Source organism: Buttiauxella sp. AC038 (assembly GCF_979253565.1).
The window spans coordinates 4,092,185-4,110,287 of the sequence record NZ_CEEDCQ010000001.1; the positions used below are offsets into that span (position 1 = coordinate 4,092,185).

Consider the following 18,103-nt stretch of genomic DNA (forward strand, 5'->3'; position numbering starts at 1 on the left):
TGGGGTTGCCTGTTAACACTATCTGAAACTGAATCTTACCCTGATTAAGCATCGACTGAAATTACTCAGTGATCAATGTGCCTTCTTTTTCACCCATCACAACACGGCGAAGCGCACCAGGTTTGTTCATATTGAAAACACGAATCGGTATTTTGTGATCGCGGGCCAGCGTAAACGCCGCCAAATCCATCACTTTCAGTTCTTTTTCCAGTACTTCGGTATAGGTCAATTGCTCACAAAGCGTGGCGGTAGGATCTTGAACCGGATCCGCAGTAAACACGCCATCTACTTTTGTGGCTTTCAGTACTACGTCCGCTTCAATCTCAATTCCACGCAAACACGCAGCAGAGTCAGTAGTAAAGAACGGATTACCGGTACCAGCTGCCAGGATAACTACGCGGTTATTGCGCAGCAAGCTGATAGCTTCTGCCCAGCTGTAGTTATCACATACGCCATTCAATGGAATAGCAGACATCAGGCGGGCGTTCACATAGGCGCGATGAAGCGCATCACGCATTGCCAGGCCGTTCATTACGGTTGCCAGCATGCCCATGTGGTCGCCCACAACACGGTTCATACCGGCTTTTGCCAGGCCTGCACCGCGGAATAAGTTGCCACCACCAATCACCACCCCGACCTGAATACCCAATTCAACCAGCTCTTTAATTTCCTGAGCCATACGATCAAGGATGCTTGCATCAATACCGAAGCCTTCGGTACCTTGCAGCGCTTCGCCGCTTAGCTTGAGCAGAATGCGTTTGTAGACAGGTTTTGCATTGGTAGCCATGATTCTTTCCTGGGAACAGTCAACGAATGGGGATGGTAAATTCAGACGACATAATGTCGCATATCAACAAGATCTGTATCAGAGCAGGCTGATTTTTAAAGCCAGATAAAAAGGAACCGCCAATTGGCGGCTCCCTTTAAAAATTAAGACTGCTTGGACATTGCAGCAACTTCTGCTGCGAAGTCAGTCTCAACTTTCTGGATGCCTTCGCCCACTTCAAAGCGGATGAAGCCAGTTACGTCAGCATTGTGCTCTTTCAGCAACTGACCAACAGTTTTGCTTGGCTCGATAACGAAAGGCTGACCAGTCAGAGAAACTTCACCGGTGAATTTCTTCATGCGGCCTTCAACCATTTTCTCTGCGATTTCTTTCGGCTTGCCAGACTGCATAGCGATGTCCAGCTGAACCTGGTACTCTTTCTCAACAACTTCAGCAGACACGTCTTCTGGCTTAACGAATTCTGGCTTGCTTGCAGCAACGTGCATAGCGATTTGCTTAACCAGCTCTTCGTCAGCGCCTTTAGCTGCAACAACAACACCGATGCGAGCACCGTGCAGGTAGCTACCCAGAACATCACCTTCCAGAACAGCGACACGACGAATGTTGATGTTCTCACCGATTTTAGCAACCAGTGCAACACGCTCTTCTTCGAACTGTGCTTTCAGTACTTCGATGTCAGTAACTTTGCCTGCAGCAGCAGCGTCCAGCACTTTGTCAGCAAATGCCTGGAAACCACCATCTTTAGCAACGAAGTCAGTCTGGCAGTTAACTTCCAGAATCACAGCGTAGCCGTCTGCGATCTTAGTTTTGATCACGCCGTCAGCAGCTACGTTGCCTGCTTTCTTAGCTGCTTTGATCGCACCAGACTTACGCATGTTTTCGATTGCCAGCTCGATGTCGCCATTAGCTTCAGTCAGTGACTTTTTGCAATCCATCATGCCTGCGCCAGTACGTTCACGCAGTTCTTTTACCAGAGCAGCAGTAATATCAGCCATTCTAAAATCCTCGGTTATCTCGTAGAGAGAGATAAGCCCTGGTCCACGAAATAGACGAACCCTGGCTCAAAATAAAAAGGGGGCCTGAGACAGGCCCCCTAACCAAACTATTCAATACCTGGTTAATAAGAGCTCAAATAAGAGCGAACCTTATTATTCAGCTTCTACGAAGCTTTCTTCTGCCTGAGAAGCCAGATCCTGAGAGCGGCCTTCACGAACGGTAGCAGCTACAGCACCCAGATACAGGGTTACAGCACGGATTGCATCGTCGTTACCAGGGATAACGAAATCAACGCCATCTGGATCGGAGTTAGTATCAACGATAGAGAATACTGGGATACCCAGGTTGTTCGCTTCTTTGATTGCAATGTGTTCGTGATCAGCGTCGATTACAAACAGTGCATCCGGCAAGCCGCCCATGTCTTTGATACCGCCGAGGCTGTTTTCTAACTTAATCAGCTCACGGGTACGCATCAGCGCTTCTTTCTTGGTCAGTTTGTCGAAGGTACCGTCCTGAGACTGGATTTCCAGGTCTTTCAGACGTTTGATGGACTGACGAACAGTTTTCCAGTTAGTCAGCATACCGCCCAACCAGCGATGGTTCACGAAGAACTGATCGCAGCTCAGAGCAGCTTCTTTTACTGGTTCGCTTGCAGCACGCTTAGTACCAACGAAAAGGATTTTGCCTTTACGAGAAGAAATCTTGCTCAGTTCAGCCAAAGCTTCGTTGAACATAGGTACAGTTTTTTCAAGGTTGATGATGTGAACTTTGTTACGAGCGCCGAAGATGAAAGGCTTCATTTTCGGGTTCCAGTAACGGGTTTGGTGACCGAAGTGAACACCAGCCTTGAGCATGTCGCGCATGGAAACAGTTGCCATGATTAAAACCTCTATATAAAAGTATGGGGTTAAGCCTCCACGTATCCCATATTACCGACCCCTAAGGGCACCCCGGAATATGTGTCGATACGTGTGTGTTATTTACACAAAGTGAGAGTGTTGGCCGTATCCGAAAAATCGGAATACAAGTCCGGCGCGCTTTATACCATAAAACAGACCCGGACTCCAATAGTTGTTAGTGGATAGTGCGCACACCGATTCTCGATTTGGCACCGATCGTAGGCCCTGATACCATTACCCTACTACTGCTCAATTATTGTCGATAACGACGACACCTGCGGATCGAATGAATGGCTATCTCAATTAAAACACCTGAAGAAATCGAAAAAATGCGCGTTGCGGGCCGCCTTGCCGCTGAAGTGCTGGAAATGATTGAATCCCACGTACGACCGGGCATTTCCACTGGCGAACTGGACCGTATTTGTAACGATTACATTGTTAACCAACAGCAAGCGGTTTCCGCGTGCCTCGGCTACCATGGCTTCCCGAAATCCGTGTGCATCTCCATTAATGAAGTGGTCTGCCACGGTATTCCTGATGACGCTAAACTCCTGAAAGATGGTGACATCGTCAACATCGACGTTACCGTTATCAAAGATGAATACCACGGCGACACCTCAAAAATGTTCATCGTTGGCAAACCGACCATTCTGGGTGAGCGTCTGTGCCGCGTGACTCAAGAAAGCCTGTATTTGTCTCTTCGCATGGTAAAACCAGGTATTCGCCTGCGCACTCTGGGTGCAGCCATTCAGAAGTTCGTTGAAGCTGAAGGTTTTTCTGTGGTTCGCGAATACTGTGGACACGGTATTGGCCGCGTATTCCACGAAGAACCGCAAGTGCTGCATTACGATGCTGATGACGGTGGCGTGGTGCTGCAACCGGGCATGACTTTCACTATCGAGCCGATGGTGAACTCCGGCGATTACCGCATTCGCACCATGAAAGACGGCTGGACGGTGAAAACCAAAGATCGCAGCTTGTCTGCACAATACGAGCATACTATTGTGGTGACAGATAACGGCTGCGAAATTCTCACTTTACGCAAAGATGACACCATCCCCGCGGTGATTTCGCATAACGAGTGATATGCCTGGCGAAAGTCAGCAATCGAAGCCGGCTTATGCCGGCTTTTTTTATGGATGGCGACATGACACCGAGCTTACCCGAGCAGTACGCAACCACAGTGCTTCCTGAGATTTCCGGGCAACCTGAATACCCTGTCAACTGGACAGACTCAGAGCTTAATTGCGCCGAAATCAAAGCCCGCCTCGACACTTTCCAGCAGTGGTTGGGGACAGCATTTGACGACGGTATTTCCGCCGAAAAACTTATCGATGCCCGCACCGAGTTTATCGACCAGTTACTGCAACGGTTGTGGGTAAACTACGGTTTTGGTGATGTCGCTGAAACCGCGCTCGTCGCGGTGGGTGGTTACGGGCGCGGTGAACTTCATCCGTTATCTGATATTGATTTGCTGATACTCAGCCGTAAACGTCTGAGCGAGCCGCAATCCCAGAAAATCGGTGAACTTCTCACGCTGCTATGGGACGTAAAGTTAGAAGTCGGCCACAGCGTACGCACGCTTGAAGAGTGCCTGCTCGAAGGCCTGTCTGATTTAACAGTTGCCACCAACCTGATTGAGTCACGCTTACTGATTGGCGATGTCGCACTCTTCCTTGAACTGCAAAAACACATTTTCAGCGACGGTTTCTGGCCATCTGCCAAGTTCTTTGCCGCAAAAATTGATGAGCAAAATGTTCGTCATCAGCGTTACCACGGCACAAGTTATAACCTCGAGCCAGATATCAAAAGCAGCCCCGGCGGTTTGCGTGACATCCATACGCTGCAATGGGTCGCGCGTCGCCATTTTGGTGCCACGTCCATGAGTGAAATGGTCGGCTTTGGTTTTTTAACCGAAGCAGAAAGAAATGAACTGGATGAGTGCCAACACTTGCTGTGGCGTATTCGCTTCGCTTTACATCTCGAAGTAAATCGCTATGACAACCGTTTGTTATTCGACAGGCAGCTCAGCGTTGCTCAACGTCTGGATTACAACGGTGAAGGCAATCAGCCGGTCGAAAACATGATGAAAGATTTCTATCGTGTGACCCGTCGCGTCGGTGAGCTTAACCAAATGCTGTTGCAGTTGTTTGATGAAGCGATTCTTGCGTTAGATGCCAGCGAAAAACCGCGCCCACTTGATGATGACTTCCAGTTACGCGGCACTCTGATTGATCTGCGTGACGAAACGCTATTTATGCGTGAACCGCAGGCTATTTTGCGTATGTTTTACATGATGGTGCGTAACCGTGACATCACCGGAATTTACTCAACCACCCTACGCCATTTGCGTCATGCGCGTCGCCATTTAGTACAGCCGCTTTGCTACATTCCGGAAGCGCGCGAGCTGTTCCTCACGATATTGCGCCACCCCGGTGCCGTGAGCCGCGCCTTATTGCCAATGCACCGCCACAGCGTGTTGTGGGCGTATATGCCGCAGTGGTCGCATATCGTCGGGCAGATGCAGTTTGACCTGTTCCATGCGTATACGGTGGATGAACACACGATTCGCGTGCTGCAAAAACTGGAAAGCTTCGCGAAAGAAGAAACCCGTCCGAAGCATCCATTATGTGTCGATCTCTGGCCGCGCCTGTCGCATCCAGAGCTTATATTGATTGCAGCCCTGTTCCATGACATCGCCAAAGGCCGTGGCGGGGATCACTCGGTTCTCGGCGCGGAGGACGTTATAAAATTTGCCGAACTGCACGGGTTGAACTCTCGCGAGACGCAACTTGTCGCGTGGCTGGTGCGCCAACATTTGCTGATGTCAGTCACCGCGCAGCGCCGTGATATCCAGGACCCGGAAGTGATTAAGCAGTTTGCTGAAGAAGTGCAGACTGAAAACCGCCTGCGTTACCTGGTTTGCCTGACCGTCGCTGATATCTGTGCGACCAACGAAACCTTATGGAATAGCTGGAAACAGAGTTTGTTGCGGGAACTCTATTTCGCCACAGAAAAACAGCTGCGTCGTGGGATGCAAAACAGCCCGGATATGCGTGAGCGTGTGCGCCACCATCAACTTCAGGCGCTGGCGTTACTGCGTATGGATAACATCAACGAAGAGGCGCTGCACAATATCTGGCGCCGCTGTCGAGCCAACTATTTTGTTCGCCACACGCCAAACCAAATTGCATGGCATGCGCGACACTTGCTCAAGCACGACCTCAGCAAACCGATGATTTTGCTTAGCCCACAGGCAACACGTGGTGGTACCGAAATCTTCATCTGGAGCCCTGATCGCCCTCACCTGTTCGCCGCTGTTTGTGCCGAGCTGGACAGGCGCAACCTGAGCGTTCATGACGCGCAAATCTTTACCACGCGTGACGGCATGGCAATGGACACCTTTATTGTGCTGGAGCCGGATGGCAGCCCGCTTTCCGCCGACAGGCACGAACTCATCCGCCACAGTATTGAACAGGCTATTACGCAGGCCAGCTGGCAGACGCCTCAACCGCGCCGCCAGTCCGCCAAACTGCGCCACTTTACCGTCGATACCGAAGTCAATTTCCTGCCTACTCATACTGACAGGCGCACATTCCTGGAACTGATTGCGTTGGATCAGCCAGGCTTACTGGCGCGGGTAGGTGAAGTGTTTGCTGACCTCGGAATTTCACTTTACGGGGCTAGAATTACGACAATTGGCGAGCGAGTAGAAGATTTATTTATAATAGCTACCGCTGATCGGCGTGCTCTTAATAATGAGTTGCAAGAGGAAGTACAGCAACGGTTGACAGCAGCCCTTAATCCAAACGATAAATAACAGTCTGTTAATTTCGTCACAATCAGGAAAATGTTCACAATGCCAATGCAGCAGCTACAAAACGTAATTGAAACCGCTTTCGAGCGCCGCGCCGAAATCACTCCGGCAAATGCTGATACCGTCACTCGTGAAGCGGTAAACCAGGTCATCTCCCTGCTCGACAGCGGTGCGCTGCGCGTTGCCGAAAAAATTGATGGCCAGTGGGTTACCCACCAATGGCTGAAGAAAGCCGTTCTGCTTTCTTTCCGTATCAATGACAACCAGGTTATTGATGGCGCAGAAAGCCGTTACTTCGACAAAGTGCCGATGAAATTCGCCAACTATGACGAAGCACGCTTCCAGAAAGAAGGTTTCCGCGTTGTGCCACCAGCGGCCGTTCGCCAGGGTGCATACATCGCACGTAACACCGTTCTGATGCCTTCTTACGTTAACATCGGCGCTTATGTTGATGAAGGCTCTATGGTTGATACCTGGGCAACTGTCGGTTCTTGTGCGCAGATTGGTAAAAACGTTCACCTGTCTGGTGGCGTAGGCATCGGTGGCGTTCTGGAGCCATTACAGGCTAACCCAACTATCATTGAAGATAACTGCTTCATCGGCGCGCGTTCAGAAGTTGTGGAAGGCGTTATAGTTGAAGAAGGTTCTGTGATTTCCATGGGCGTTTACATCGGCCAAAGCACGCGCATTTATGACCGTGAAACTGGTGAAGTACATTACGGCCGCGTGCCAGCAGGTTCCGTGGTCGTTTCCGGTAACCTGCCATCTAAAGATGGTAAGTACAGCCTGTACTGTGCAGTTATCGTGAAAAAAGTCGACGCGAAAACTCGCGGCAAAGTTGGAATCAACGAGCTGCTTCGCACTATCGACTAATAAAATATGCAAAAGGCGGGCTCTCCCGCCTTTTTAGCATTTAGGGCTAGCGGAAAAGGATATTTCCGTTAATTATCTTGATATTGCTGATATCGAAAAAGGTAACACTATGTACGATAACTTGAAAAGTCTGGGTATTACCAATCCTGATGAGATCGATCGTTACAGCCTCCGGCAGGAAGCCAATAACGATATCCTGAAAATCTATTTCCAGAAGGATAAAGGCGAGTTTTTCGCTAAAAGCGTGAAGTTTAAATACCCACGCCAGCGCAAAACTGTCGTTGCCGATGGCGTCGGTCAGGGTTACAAAGAAGTGCAGGAAATCAGCCCGAATCTGCGCTATGTTATTGATGAATTAGATCAACTTTGCCAACGAGATCGCACTGAAGTGGATCTGAAACGCAAAATCCTCGACGATCTTCGCCATCTGGAATCTGTAGTTGCTCACAAGATCAGTGAAATTGAATCCGATCTTGAAAAGTTAACTCGCGGTAAATAATGCAAAAGGGCCGGAATCTCCGGCCCTTTTATTATCTTTGCTCATCCAGTTGCAACGCCACATACAGCAGCAATCTATCGTCAAAATTTCCTAAATCTAACCCTGTTAATTCCGAAATACGGTTAAGTCGGTACTCGAGCGTATTACGATGAATAAACAATGCCTTAGACGTTGCCAATGGCTGCACGTTATGGCGGAACCACGCGCTTAACGTTCGGCGCAGCAGCCCGTTGTTATCCATTGATTTCAGGCGAGCTAAAGGGCGAGCCAGTTCATTCGCCTGCCATCCGCCACGCAAACTATCCAGCAGCACCGGCAACATCAAATCCTGGTAAAAATAGCCCCGGCTTTCTGGCATACGCTGTTTGCCGACCATCATGGTAGTGCGAGCGGTTCGATACGAGCGCGCAATACTACCAGACCCGGTAAAATAGTTGCCCAGCGCGACACGAAAGCGTAGCTGACCATTTTCTTTCATACGGTTGATTAGCTGCTCTACCCGCTTGCGGTGATCTTCTGCATCCCAACGGCCAAAAGGATTTAGCGCAGGTTTTAGCACCACCATTTCAGTTAACGACACAATGGCTATCAAATTATTCCGCTCAGGTGTCGTCAGTGCAGTTTGCAGCTGCTGTAACTCTTCCATAGCGCTTTCCACGCCAAGCTGCCCACTATCGACTTCCACAACAGCGACCACTCGAGGTTGATTCAGATCGATACCCAAACGTTGTGCCCATTCGCTCAAAGCCGGTGTCTGTTCTTCAGCCTGAATCAAATTCATCACTAACTCTTCACGCAGACGAGTGTCTTGTGCCAGCAAGTGCATCAGACGAGATTGTTCAAGCATCATCTCCGCCGTCATACACACCAGCTCACCGTACTTACGCAGCGAGCCAGGTTCCCCTGTAAGACCGATAACACCGACAATTTCACCTTCGATGCGCAGTGGCAGGTTTATCCCTTGACGCACGCCGTGCAGATGCCGGGCTACGGCATCATCAATATCAACCACACGTCCCTGGGAGAGCACCAGCAATGCACCTTCGTGCAATTCACCAATACGTTCTTTATCACCACTACCAATGATTCGCCCACGCGCATCCATCACGTTTATGTTGGTATCAATAATGGTCATGGTGCGCGCCACAATGTCCTGCGCCATTTTGGTATCAAGGTGCCAGCCAGCCATGTGTCCTCCTGAGTCGTGCTAATGGCCTAGCATAGGCGAGATGGATCGCCTCAGCATTGTGCGAATGCACAAAGCACCGATGAAGAGTATGGAGTTGTGGTAAGGCTCACAAAAAAGGGCCGCAATTTGCGGCCCTGATAGTTTAAGGAGAACTTAGTGGCAATTAATTACTGCATCAACAGATAGATGGTGCTGTCGCCACGCTGAATATTAAGCGCCATTACAGACGGTTTGGTGTCCAGAATTTTGCGCAGTTCAGCGATGTTATTTACAACCTGCTGGTTAACACCAATGATAATGTCGCCTTTTTTCAGGCCAATACGTGCAGCAGGGCTATTGCCTTTTACGTTATTGACGATGACACCCTTCTCATCTTTACCGCTGCGGTTGCTCATTTCAGCACCTTCGATACCCGTAAAGATGGTGGCTGAATCAACCTGAGTCTGGCTGCTTTGTTGCAGTTCCAGATTCACTGATACTGGTTTGCCATCACGCAGCAGGCCAAGAGTCAGTTTGCTGCCAACTGGCATAGAACCCACTTCAGCGCGCAAGGCAGCGAAGCTACTAATTGCTTTACCGTTCATGGAAACCACAACGTCACCGGCTTTCACGCCCGCTTTCGCAGCAGAAGAGTTAGGCATAACCTGGCTGACGAATGCACCACGTTGCGCGTCAACTTTCATCGCTTTTGCTAACTCGGAGTTCAGCTCAGTCCCAAGGATACCCAGTTCGCCACGCTTAACTTGACCATACTGCACCATCTGCGCAGTCAGGTTTTTCACCATGTTGCTTGGGATAGCAAAACCGATACCGATGTTGCCACCGTCTGGTGCCAGAATCGCAGTGTTAATCCCGATCAACTCACCATTAAGGTTAACCAGTGCACCACCGGAGTTACCACGGTTGATTGCCGCATCGGTCTGGATAAAGTTCTCATAGTTTTCAATGTTCAGGCCACTACGACCTAAAGCTGAAACAATACCGGAGGTCACGGTTTCGCCCAGACCATATGGGTTACCGATAGCTACGGTGTAATCACCAACGCGCAGTGCGTCGGAGTCGGCCATTTTTATCGCAGTCAGGTTTTTCGGGTCCTGCAACTGCAGCAGTGCGATATCAGAACGTGGATCTTTACCCACCACTTTTGCTTCAAACTTACGTCCATCACTCAGGGAAACCTGAATTTTTGTTGCATTATCAACAACGTGGTTGTTTGTCACCACATAGCCTTTAGCGGCGTCAATAATTACACCAGAACCCAGTGCTGCAAATTTCTGCTGCTGACCGCCGCCCTGAGGGCCTTGGTCCGCCGGGCCACCCTGGCAGAATGGAGAGCTCTGGAATGGAGAGCCTTCCTGACAGAATGGTGAATTATCACCAAAGAACTGCTGGAAGTTACGCCCCATACGCGGCGTATTAACAGTGGTGCTCCCCTCAACGTTAATACTCACTACGGAAGGCATCACTTTTTCCAGCATCGGCGCAAGGCTTGGCATAGGTTGCCCAGCGGTTGCAGGTACAGAAGAAGCGGTCTCTGCCGCAATTGCAGATACAGGACTCAGCGCCAAACCCAGGCTAAGAGCCAGCGCGCTCATTGCTAAAGTTGTTTTTTTCATCGATTTCAGTCTCAAGTTAATAAGTCACGCAAAATTGCTGTGTAGGCCAATATAGAGTGACAATTGAGGCGCTAAGTTCCGCCGATAAGTCACTGGAAAAAGTAAAAATTTATTGTCCGTCTTTACAAAACTCAATGAGCAACTTATTCCACCGCCATCAGGCGCCGATACTCATCCCAGGCGAATAAGTCCGTCATTCCGCTGATATAATCCTGAATTAGACGACAGCGGTAATAATATTCCCATACTGGGAAATCACTGGCTGACGGCGTCAAATCACTGACGGCTTCAATATACGCAAGTCTATGTTTTGTCGATAATTTGTGGAACAATCGAGTTTCAATCGGCAGACGACGTAAACTTTCTTTCTCCACCAGTTCAGCAAAATCCTCAACTGATATATTGAGTAATGGACTGTAAATTTCAAGTAAGCCACTGATAACGCGATAACCTTGTAACTCAAGTTGCTCAACTTCTGGGTGACTAAATACATGTTTAAATGCAACCTGCTTATATAGCTCCAGCAGGCGCGCAAAAGGGCTGTCATCTTCTAGTAGTGCGTGATTGAACTCGCCGCTAAATATATCGCTGATATTATCGATAAAACGTTGAGCGGCATAAGGCACCAACTGGTTTAACGTATTGACGCGCAGATACATAAAGAACTGATCTTCGGTACTGCGGCGCATCTGATTTGAACGGGATTTCTCCCAGGCCTCATCCACTACATGCTCAAAAAGATCGCCTTTGCTATGCTCGCCCCAGGCATCACATAAGTGCTGATAAAGTTGTTCAACGCTGAAAATGCGCTTCTCAACCGCATCTTCCAGATCCGCCACACAGTATGAAATATCATCCGCAGCTTCCATTATCCATGTCAGTGGGAAACGGCTGTATTCGCCCAGTTCAAGCTCCGTACGCAAACGGGCAATGTACGACTCTTCAGAAAGATAGAAGCCAGGTTTTTTCATCAGATAAGCGTGGCTTTTTGGCGGCTCGCCAACAAACCAGGCCGGGCGCGTATATTTGAGAATGCAACCAACCTGCGCCCAGGTCAGATTCATACGCAATAGACTATGTACCAGGCGAATGCCCTGCGCATTGCCTTCGAACTGACAAAGATCCTGGCGCACCTTGTGGCGCAAGCCATTCAGTTGATCTTCACCTTCACGCAGGCGTAAAGCTTCAACCCGGCAACGATCGTCGCTGCGCGGCTGGCTTCCGGCATCTGTTGGGAATAAACGCTGGCGGAACCAGTCATTAATAGCTGACTCACCAAAATGACCGAACGGTGGGTTACCGATGTCATGCATCAGGCAGGCCATTTCAACGATGCTTTCAAACGGGCCGGTGAGCTCATGCAGCCCAAAGCGCTCAAGATCCTGCTGCTCCTTCAGGCGGCTCAGCACTTCTTTGGCGATGTAGCGGCCGACTTGCTGAACCTCCATCGAGTGAGTCAAACGTGTGCGAACAGAGGCATTACGCTCCAGAGGGAAAACTTGAGTTTTCTGCTGCAAACGGCGAATTGCCGGAGAGTTAACGATTCTCCCGCGATCGCTTTCAAAAATACGCAGGATTTCATGTTCGTTCTTCAGCCCTTCAGGAGAGCGGAAACGGCGGTGCCAGTTAATTTTCTTACGGAAATCTATTTCACTCATGCCATCTCCTGCGCCTTTTAACAGCGGATTAATTCCTTGATGCCAGCCATGATAGACTATGAAGGTAATTTAACACTTTAGCGAGAATCACTATGAAAGTAGGCATCATTGGTGCAATGGAAGAAGAAGTTACGCTGCTGCGTGACAAAATTGAAAGCCGTCAGACTCTGAAGCTTGCAGGGTGTGAAATTTACACCGGCTCCCTGAATGGCGTTGAAGTAGCTTTGCTGAAATCAGGTATTGGCAAAGTCGCAGCTGCAATGGGTGCAACTCTCCTGCTTGAGCATTGCAAACCAGATGTAGTGATCAACACCGGTTCTGCAGGTGGTCTCGCATCCACACTTAAAGTTGGCGATATCGTGGTTTCTGATGAAGTGCGTTACCACGACGCAGATGTTACCGCTTTTGGCTATGAATATGGCCAATTGCCAGGTTGCCCAGCAGGTTTTGCTGCTGACGCGAAACTGATTGCCGCGGCTGAAGAGTGCATTGCCGAGCTGAACCTGAACGCCGTGCGCGGTTTGGTTGTTAGTGGTGATGCGTTTATTAACGGTTCTGTGGCACTGGCAAAAATCCGCCATAACTTCCCACAGGCGGTTGCTGTGGAAATGGAAGCGACCGCTGTTGCGCACGTTTGCCATAACTTCGGTACCCCGTTTGTCGTGGTGCGCGCGATCTCTGATGTTGCCGATCAGCAATCCCATCTGAGCTTCGAAGAGTTCTTAGCTGTTGCGGCGAAGCAGTCCACGCTGATGGTTGAAAACCTGGTGCAGAAACTGGCTCGTGGTTAATAAGAACTTTTGGCGCGGCATCACCGCGCTACTGTGTTGTCTCCCGGCGTGGCTTATTGCCGCGCCGCGGGTTATCTCATTATCGCCGAGCAATACTGAACTGGCATTTGCGGCTGGTATCACGCCAGTAGCGGTCAGCGCCTGGTCAGACTATCCGGAGGCCGCCAAAAAGCTTGAGCAAGTCTCAAACTGGCAGGGGATGAATCTCGAGCGCATCGTGGCGCTTAAACCTGATGTGGTTCTTGCCTGGCGCGGTGGAAATGCTGAGCGCCAGGTCAATCAACTAAAAGCATTGGGTATTAAAGTTGTCTGGCTTGATCCGGCAACGGTCGAAGGTGTGGTTGCGGCATTGCGTCAATTGAGCCAATACAGCCCGACACCCCAAACGGCCCACAACGCCGCAGATAAACTGGCAAAAGAGTTTGCCGATTTGAAAGCGCACTATTCTCAGCACCCGAAGAAAAAAGTGTTTCTCCAGTTCGGCCAGCAGCCGCTATTTACGTCAGGAAGTGGTTCAATTCAGAACGAAATTCTGGAAGTATGCGCAGGGCAAAATATCTTCGCTGATAGCCGGGTTCCCTGGCCGCAAGTGAGTCGTGAACAGGTGCTAAGCCGCCACCCACAGGCTATTATTATCACCGGCGATGAAACGCAAATCCCTCCGGTTGAACAATTCTGGAATACCCAGCTAAAAATTCCGGTTATTGCAGTGAATGATGACTGGTTTAGTCGCTCAGGCCCACGTATTATCCTCGCCGCAAAACAGCTCTGTGAGGAGCTGGCAGAAAAATAACCTTTTCTATGAGGATAACACCCACATGCTCGTCTATTGGCTGGACATCATTGGCACAGCCGTCTTTGCAATATCCGGCGTACTGCTGGCAGGTAAACTACGTATGGACCCGTTTGGTGTTCTGGTTCTTGGCGTAGTGACAGCGGTTGGCGGCGGAACTATTCGCGATATGGCACTGGATAATGGCCCGGTATTTTGGGTTAAAGACCCAACCGACTTAGTGGTCGCAATGGTCACCTGTATGCTGACTATTGTGTTGATTCGACAACCGCGTCGGCTACCAAAATGGATTTTACCAGTGCTCGATGCCGTGGGACTTGCGGTGTTTGTCGGTATTGGGGTGAATAAAGCATTTCTGGCGGGCGCAAGCCCACTAATTGCCATCTGCATGGGCGTGTTGACCGGTGTTGGCGGTGGGATTATTCGTGACGTTTTAGCGCGTGAAATCCCGATGATCCTGCGTACCGAAATCTATGCCACGGCGTGTATTGCAGGCGGAATTGTACATGCCACTGCGTATTACACCTTCCACATTCCACTGGAACAGGCGAGCATGATTGGCATGGTCGTCACCCTCGCAATCCGTCTGGCCGCCATTCGTTGGCATCTCAAATTGCCAACGTTTGCACTCGATGACAGACAATAGAGAATAAAAAAGCCGGATGACGCTTTCGCTTATCCGGCCTACAAGAATTTTTATAACTAACCATTTAAACCGAATAATTCGAGTTGCAGAAAGTCGACAAAGTAGTGAGTCCCAGGAGCATAGAAAACTATGTGACTGGGGCGAACGGGTGCAGTCGACGCATCTGCAGCTTGAAGTATGAAAGCTTAAACGCTGAACGAAGAACCACAACCACAGGTACTTTTCGCATTCGGGTTGGTCACAACAAAGCGCGAACCTTCCAGACCTTCAGTGTAATCCACCGCACCGCCTACCAGATATTGTAGGCTCATTGGGTCAACTACCAGCGCAACGCCTTGCTTCTCGATAGTCATATCGCCGTCATTAATCTGATCGTCAAAGGTAAAACCATACTGGAAACCGCTGCAACCACCACCGGTGATGTAAACGCGCAGTTTCAGATTCGGGTTCTCTTCATCCGCGATCAGGTTTTTTACTTTATTGGCTGCTGCTTCGGTAAACTGCAACGGCAGCACTGCTACGTCATCACTCATCATTTGCTCCCAACGAAATAAGAAGTCGGGTAAAGTTTAACCCAGCCTTTGGGGGTCATTATCTAATACCCGAGTAAATCGTTCAAGTATTCTCCCCGGCAGGGGTTTGCTGCTCTTTCGCCCGCTGTTCGGCTTCTTGTTTTGCCAACGTGCGCTCAAGAATCGAGGAGTATAGCGGCTTTCCGCCGAGAAATTGTGCCAATAGTGTCGCGCCAAGGCAGGTAATAATCATTGGCAGAATGAGCTGATAATTGTCAGTCATTTCCAGAACCAACACAATCCCGGTCAATGGCGCACGCACTGATGCGGCAAACAACGCCCCCATTCCGGCGATGGCAAATGTCCCAACTTCAAGATGATAGGCCGGGAACCAGGCCGCACTCGCGATACCAAATGCAGTGCCAAGTAATGTACCCAAAGCTAGCATTGGTGCAAAAATCCCGCCAGGCGCACCGGATGCAAAACACAGCAAAGTGGTAATCACACGAGCAATAAAGATAAACAGCAGCATGCCAAGGGTGTAATTGCCTGCGGCTGCAATGGGGATCAGATTAAAACCGCCACCGGCCGCTGCGGGTTGGATAAGACCAAGAATCCCGCAAATACCGCCCAGCAAGCCACCAATAATCACCCATTTTTTCAGATTGCCGCCGTGAAGGCGCTGGAACATATCCTGGGTACGGAACACCATCGCGTTAAAGAACACGCCGACGATGCCAAATACCATCCCCAACACCAGATACAACCACAGCGTGTTGACCGGCGCGTTAGCCAGTTTGCCGACTTCGATAACCGCATTTTCACCGTTAAAAATACGGAACACCACGCTCGACATAATCACGCCGATAAACACGGCTTTTATCGAAATCAGGTTGTAGCGAAATTGCGGGCGCATCTCTTCAATGATGAACAGAATCCCCGCCAATGGGGCATTAAATGCAGCGGATAAACCCGCAGCCGCACCGGTAGCTAACAGTGAATGGCGAGCTTCAGCACCACGCAGGCGGAAAATATCCAGCACCATGCGGCCGATATTCCCACCCAATTGCACCGTTGGCCCTTCGCGCCCGAGCACCATGCCAGCACCGAGTGTCCCCATCCCGCCGATAAACTTCACTGGAATGACACGCCACCAGCGCACCGGACGCAACTCTTCCAGTGCCCCTTCAATTTCAGGGATACCAGAGCCCCCTGCTTCCGGCGCAAAACGGCGCACCAGATAGTAGCCAATCATTGCCAAAAGCATTGAGCTAATGAATGCCAGCGGCCAGACAATAAGGCTGTGATCAGCCACATGAGCCAGCATTGCGAGGCGATTTTGTTGAACCCAGGTGACCGCTTTTTCAAAAGCGACACCCACCAAACCGGCTAACGTCCCTACTATCGCGGCCATGAAAAGAATAGCGACGGGAGTTTTATCCTGTCGAATTAGGCGACGCACCATGTCGCCCCTGCGTAAGCGCACAACCTGCTGTGCTTCAAAAGAGGGGTGGGAGTGATTCATTAGGCTAATCATTTATTGGTAATACAAATCGAGGGGGCATTCTACTCTCTCGACGCGTTTGGGCAAAACTTTCATAACTTCGAATGTTTCCCTTAGAATAGCGTGTAGTCATTATTTCCACGAATCCACGAATTGGAGCCGATTCATGAGTAAGTCTGAAAACCTGTACGCTGCAGCACGTAAAGTCATTCCTGGTGGAGTTAACTCGCCGGTTCGTGCTTTTACTGGTGTCGGCGGTGTGCCGCTGTTTATCGAACGCGCTGACGGGGCTTACCTGTATGACGCTGACGGCAAAGCCTATATCGATTATGTTGGTTCATGGGGGCCAATGGTTCTCGGTCACAACCACCCGGCAATTCGTAATGCCGTGATTGAGGCGGTTGAACGTGGTTTAAGCTTTGGCGCGCCAACTGAGATGGAAGTAAAAATGGCGGAGCTGGTGACCGACCTGGTTCCAACCATGGACATGGTTCGTATGGTGAACTCAGGCACAGAAGCCACCATGAGCGCCATTCGCCTGGCACGTGGTTTTACCGGTCGCGATAAAATCATCAAATTCGAAGGCTGCTACCACGGCCACGCTGACTGCCTGCTGGTGAAAGCCGGTTCTGGCGCACTGACCCTCGGCCAGCCAAACTCACCGGGCGTTCCGGCTGATTTCGCTAAACACACCCTCACCTGCACCTATAACGATCTCGCTTCCGTTCGCGCCGCGTTCGAGCAATATCCGCAAGATATTGCCTGCATTATCGTTGAACCCGTTGCAGGCAACATGAACTGCATCCCGCCAAACGATGACTTCCTGCCAGGCCTGCGTGCGCTGTGCGACGAGTTTGGTGCGTTGTTTATTATTGATGAAGTGATGACCGGTTTCCGTGTCGCGCTGGCAGGTGCCCAGTCTTACTACGGTGTGGAACCTGACTTAACTTGTCTGGGCAAAATCATCGGTGGCGGGATGCCGGTAGGTGCGTTCGGCGGTCGTCGCGAAATTATGGACGCGCTGGCACCAACTGGCCCGGTTTACCAGGCAGGTACGCTTTCCGGTAACCCAATTGCGATGGCGGCAGGCTACGCTTGCCTGACTGAAGTCGCACAACCAGGCGTTCACCAGACATTGACCGAACTGACCGAAATGCTGGCAAACGGTTTGCTGCATGCAGCGAAAGAAGAAAACATTCCATTGGTCGTGAACAATGTGGGCGGCATGTTTGGTTTGTTCTTCACTGATGCGGAAACGGTGACTTGCTACCAGGACGTGATGGCGTGTGATGTCGAGCGCTTTAAGAAGTTCTTCCACCTGATGCTGGAAGAAGGCGTTTACCTGGCACCATCGGCATTTGAAGCAGGCTTTATGTCAGTTGCGCATTCGAAAGAAGATATTCAGAAGACTATCGACGCTGCGCGTCGGGTGTTTGCGAAGCTGTAATCGATATGGATAGTGTCGGATGTCGCTTACGCTAATCCGACCTACTAAAAGAAAAGACTGTTGCAGTTGTAGGGTG

The 18,103-nt window shown here is 50.2% G+C and carries 16 protein-coding genes; 8 read left to right on the forward strand and 8 right to left on the reverse strand.

Features of this window, described 5'->3' with window-relative positions:
- Positions 1-61: 61 nt before the first annotated feature.
- The 3 genes from pyrH to rpsB form a co-directional block, all read right to left on the reverse strand.
- Positions 62-787 carry a UMP kinase gene (pyrH, locus tag AC0IXI_RS19445; protein ID WP_064516322.1) on the reverse strand — a complete coding sequence of 242 codons (726 nt, stop codon included), beginning with the start codon at positions 785-787 and terminating at the stop codon, positions 62-64.
- Positions 788-930: 143 nt separating this feature from the next.
- A complete protein-coding gene (gene tsf / locus AC0IXI_RS19450) occupies positions 931-1,782 on the reverse strand; it encodes a translation elongation factor Ts (RefSeq protein ID WP_064516320.1) in 852 nt (283 codons plus the stop codon).
- A gap of 153 nt (positions 1,783-1,935) precedes the next feature.
- Positions 1,936-2,661, reverse strand: a complete 726-nt coding sequence (rpsB, locus tag AC0IXI_RS19455; RefSeq protein WP_064516318.1) for a 30S ribosomal protein S2 — start codon at positions 2,659-2,661, stop codon at positions 1,936-1,938.
- Positions 2,662-2,972: 311 nt separating this feature from the next.
- Here rpsB and map point away from each other — a divergent pair, with 311 nt between their 5' ends.
- The 4 genes from map to AC0IXI_RS19475 all read left to right on the forward strand — a co-directional run bounded on the left by map (position 2,973) and on the right by AC0IXI_RS19475 (position 7,871).
- Positions 2,973-3,767 (forward strand): type I methionyl aminopeptidase, encoded by a 795-nt coding sequence (gene map, locus AC0IXI_RS19460; protein WP_413499493.1) that lies wholly within the window; start codon positions 2,973-2,975, stop codon positions 3,765-3,767.
- Between the two features lie 62 nt (positions 3,768-3,829).
- Entirely contained in the window at positions 3,830-6,502 is a 2,673-nt protein-coding gene (glnD, locus tag AC0IXI_RS19465; RefSeq protein WP_471682958.1) for a bifunctional uridylyltransferase/uridylyl-removing protein GlnD, read from the forward strand.
- 45 nt (positions 6,503-6,547) lie between these two features.
- Positions 6,548-7,372, forward strand: a complete 825-nt coding sequence (gene dapD / locus AC0IXI_RS19470) for a 2,3,4,5-tetrahydropyridine-2,6-dicarboxylate N-succinyltransferase (protein WP_034461055.1) — start codon at positions 6,548-6,550, stop codon at positions 7,370-7,372.
- A 109-nt stretch (positions 7,373-7,481) separates the two neighbouring features.
- A complete protein-coding gene (locus tag AC0IXI_RS19475) occupies positions 7,482-7,871 on the forward strand; it encodes a DUF3461 family protein (RefSeq protein WP_034460862.1) in 390 nt (129 codons plus the stop codon).
- 31 nt (positions 7,872-7,902) lie between these two features.
- Here the strand turns inward: AC0IXI_RS19475 and AC0IXI_RS19480 are convergent, their stop codons facing one another.
- The 3 genes from AC0IXI_RS19480 to dgt all read right to left on the reverse strand — a co-directional run bounded on the left by AC0IXI_RS19480 (position 7,903) and on the right by dgt (position 12,334).
- On the reverse strand, positions 7,903-9,060 hold the full coding sequence (locus tag AC0IXI_RS19480; RefSeq protein ID WP_134186990.1) for a CdaR family transcriptional regulator: 1,158 nt from the start codon (positions 9,058-9,060) through the stop codon (positions 7,903-7,905).
- Between the two features lie 167 nt (positions 9,061-9,227).
- Positions 9,228-10,676 (reverse strand): serine endoprotease DegP, encoded by a 1,449-nt coding sequence (gene degP / locus AC0IXI_RS19485; RefSeq protein ID WP_134186992.1) that lies wholly within the window; start codon positions 10,674-10,676, stop codon positions 9,228-9,230.
- A 143-nt stretch (positions 10,677-10,819) separates the two neighbouring features.
- A complete protein-coding gene (gene dgt, locus AC0IXI_RS19490; RefSeq protein ID WP_134186994.1) occupies positions 10,820-12,334 on the reverse strand; it encodes a dGTPase in 1,515 nt (504 codons plus the stop codon).
- A 92-nt stretch (positions 12,335-12,426) separates the two neighbouring features.
- Here dgt and mtnN point away from each other — a divergent pair, with 92 nt between their 5' ends.
- The 3 genes from mtnN to AC0IXI_RS19505 are packed head-to-tail and all read left to right on the forward strand — an operon-like array spanning position 12,427 to position 14,564.
- Positions 12,427-13,125: a 5'-methylthioadenosine/S-adenosylhomocysteine nucleosidase gene (gene mtnN / locus AC0IXI_RS19495; RefSeq protein WP_134186996.1), complete on the forward strand. Its 699-nt coding sequence runs from the start codon at positions 12,427-12,429 to the stop codon at positions 13,123-13,125.
- Positions 13,118-13,918, forward strand: coding sequence for a vitamin B12 ABC transporter substrate-binding protein BtuF (gene btuF, locus AC0IXI_RS19500; RefSeq protein ID WP_471682959.1), 801 nt, complete (start codon positions 13,118-13,120; stop codon positions 13,916-13,918). The genes mtnN and btuF overlap by 8 nt, the downstream gene beginning before the upstream one ends.
- A gap of 25 nt (positions 13,919-13,943) precedes the next feature.
- Positions 13,944-14,564: a TRIC cation channel family protein gene (locus AC0IXI_RS19505; RefSeq protein WP_471682960.1), complete on the forward strand. Its 621-nt coding sequence runs from the start codon at positions 13,944-13,946 to the stop codon at positions 14,562-14,564.
- A gap of 185 nt (positions 14,565-14,749) precedes the next feature.
- Here AC0IXI_RS19505 and erpA read toward each other — a convergent pair whose 3' ends face one another.
- Together erpA and clcA are read right to left on the reverse strand one after the other, a co-directional pair.
- Entirely contained in the window at positions 14,750-15,097 is a 348-nt protein-coding gene (erpA, locus tag AC0IXI_RS19510) for an iron-sulfur cluster insertion protein ErpA (protein ID WP_034460870.1), read from the reverse strand.
- An 82-nt stretch (positions 15,098-15,179) separates the two neighbouring features.
- Positions 15,180-16,601, reverse strand: coding sequence for a H(+)/Cl(-) exchange transporter ClcA (gene clcA, locus AC0IXI_RS19515; RefSeq protein ID WP_134187000.1), 1,422 nt, complete (start codon positions 16,599-16,601; stop codon positions 15,180-15,182).
- 145 nt (positions 16,602-16,746) lie between these two features.
- Here clcA and hemL point away from each other — a divergent pair, with 145 nt between their 5' ends.
- A complete protein-coding gene (gene hemL, locus AC0IXI_RS19520; protein WP_064516299.1) occupies positions 16,747-18,027 on the forward strand; it encodes a glutamate-1-semialdehyde 2,1-aminomutase in 1,281 nt (426 codons plus the stop codon).
- Positions 18,028-18,103: the final 76 nt, after the last annotated feature.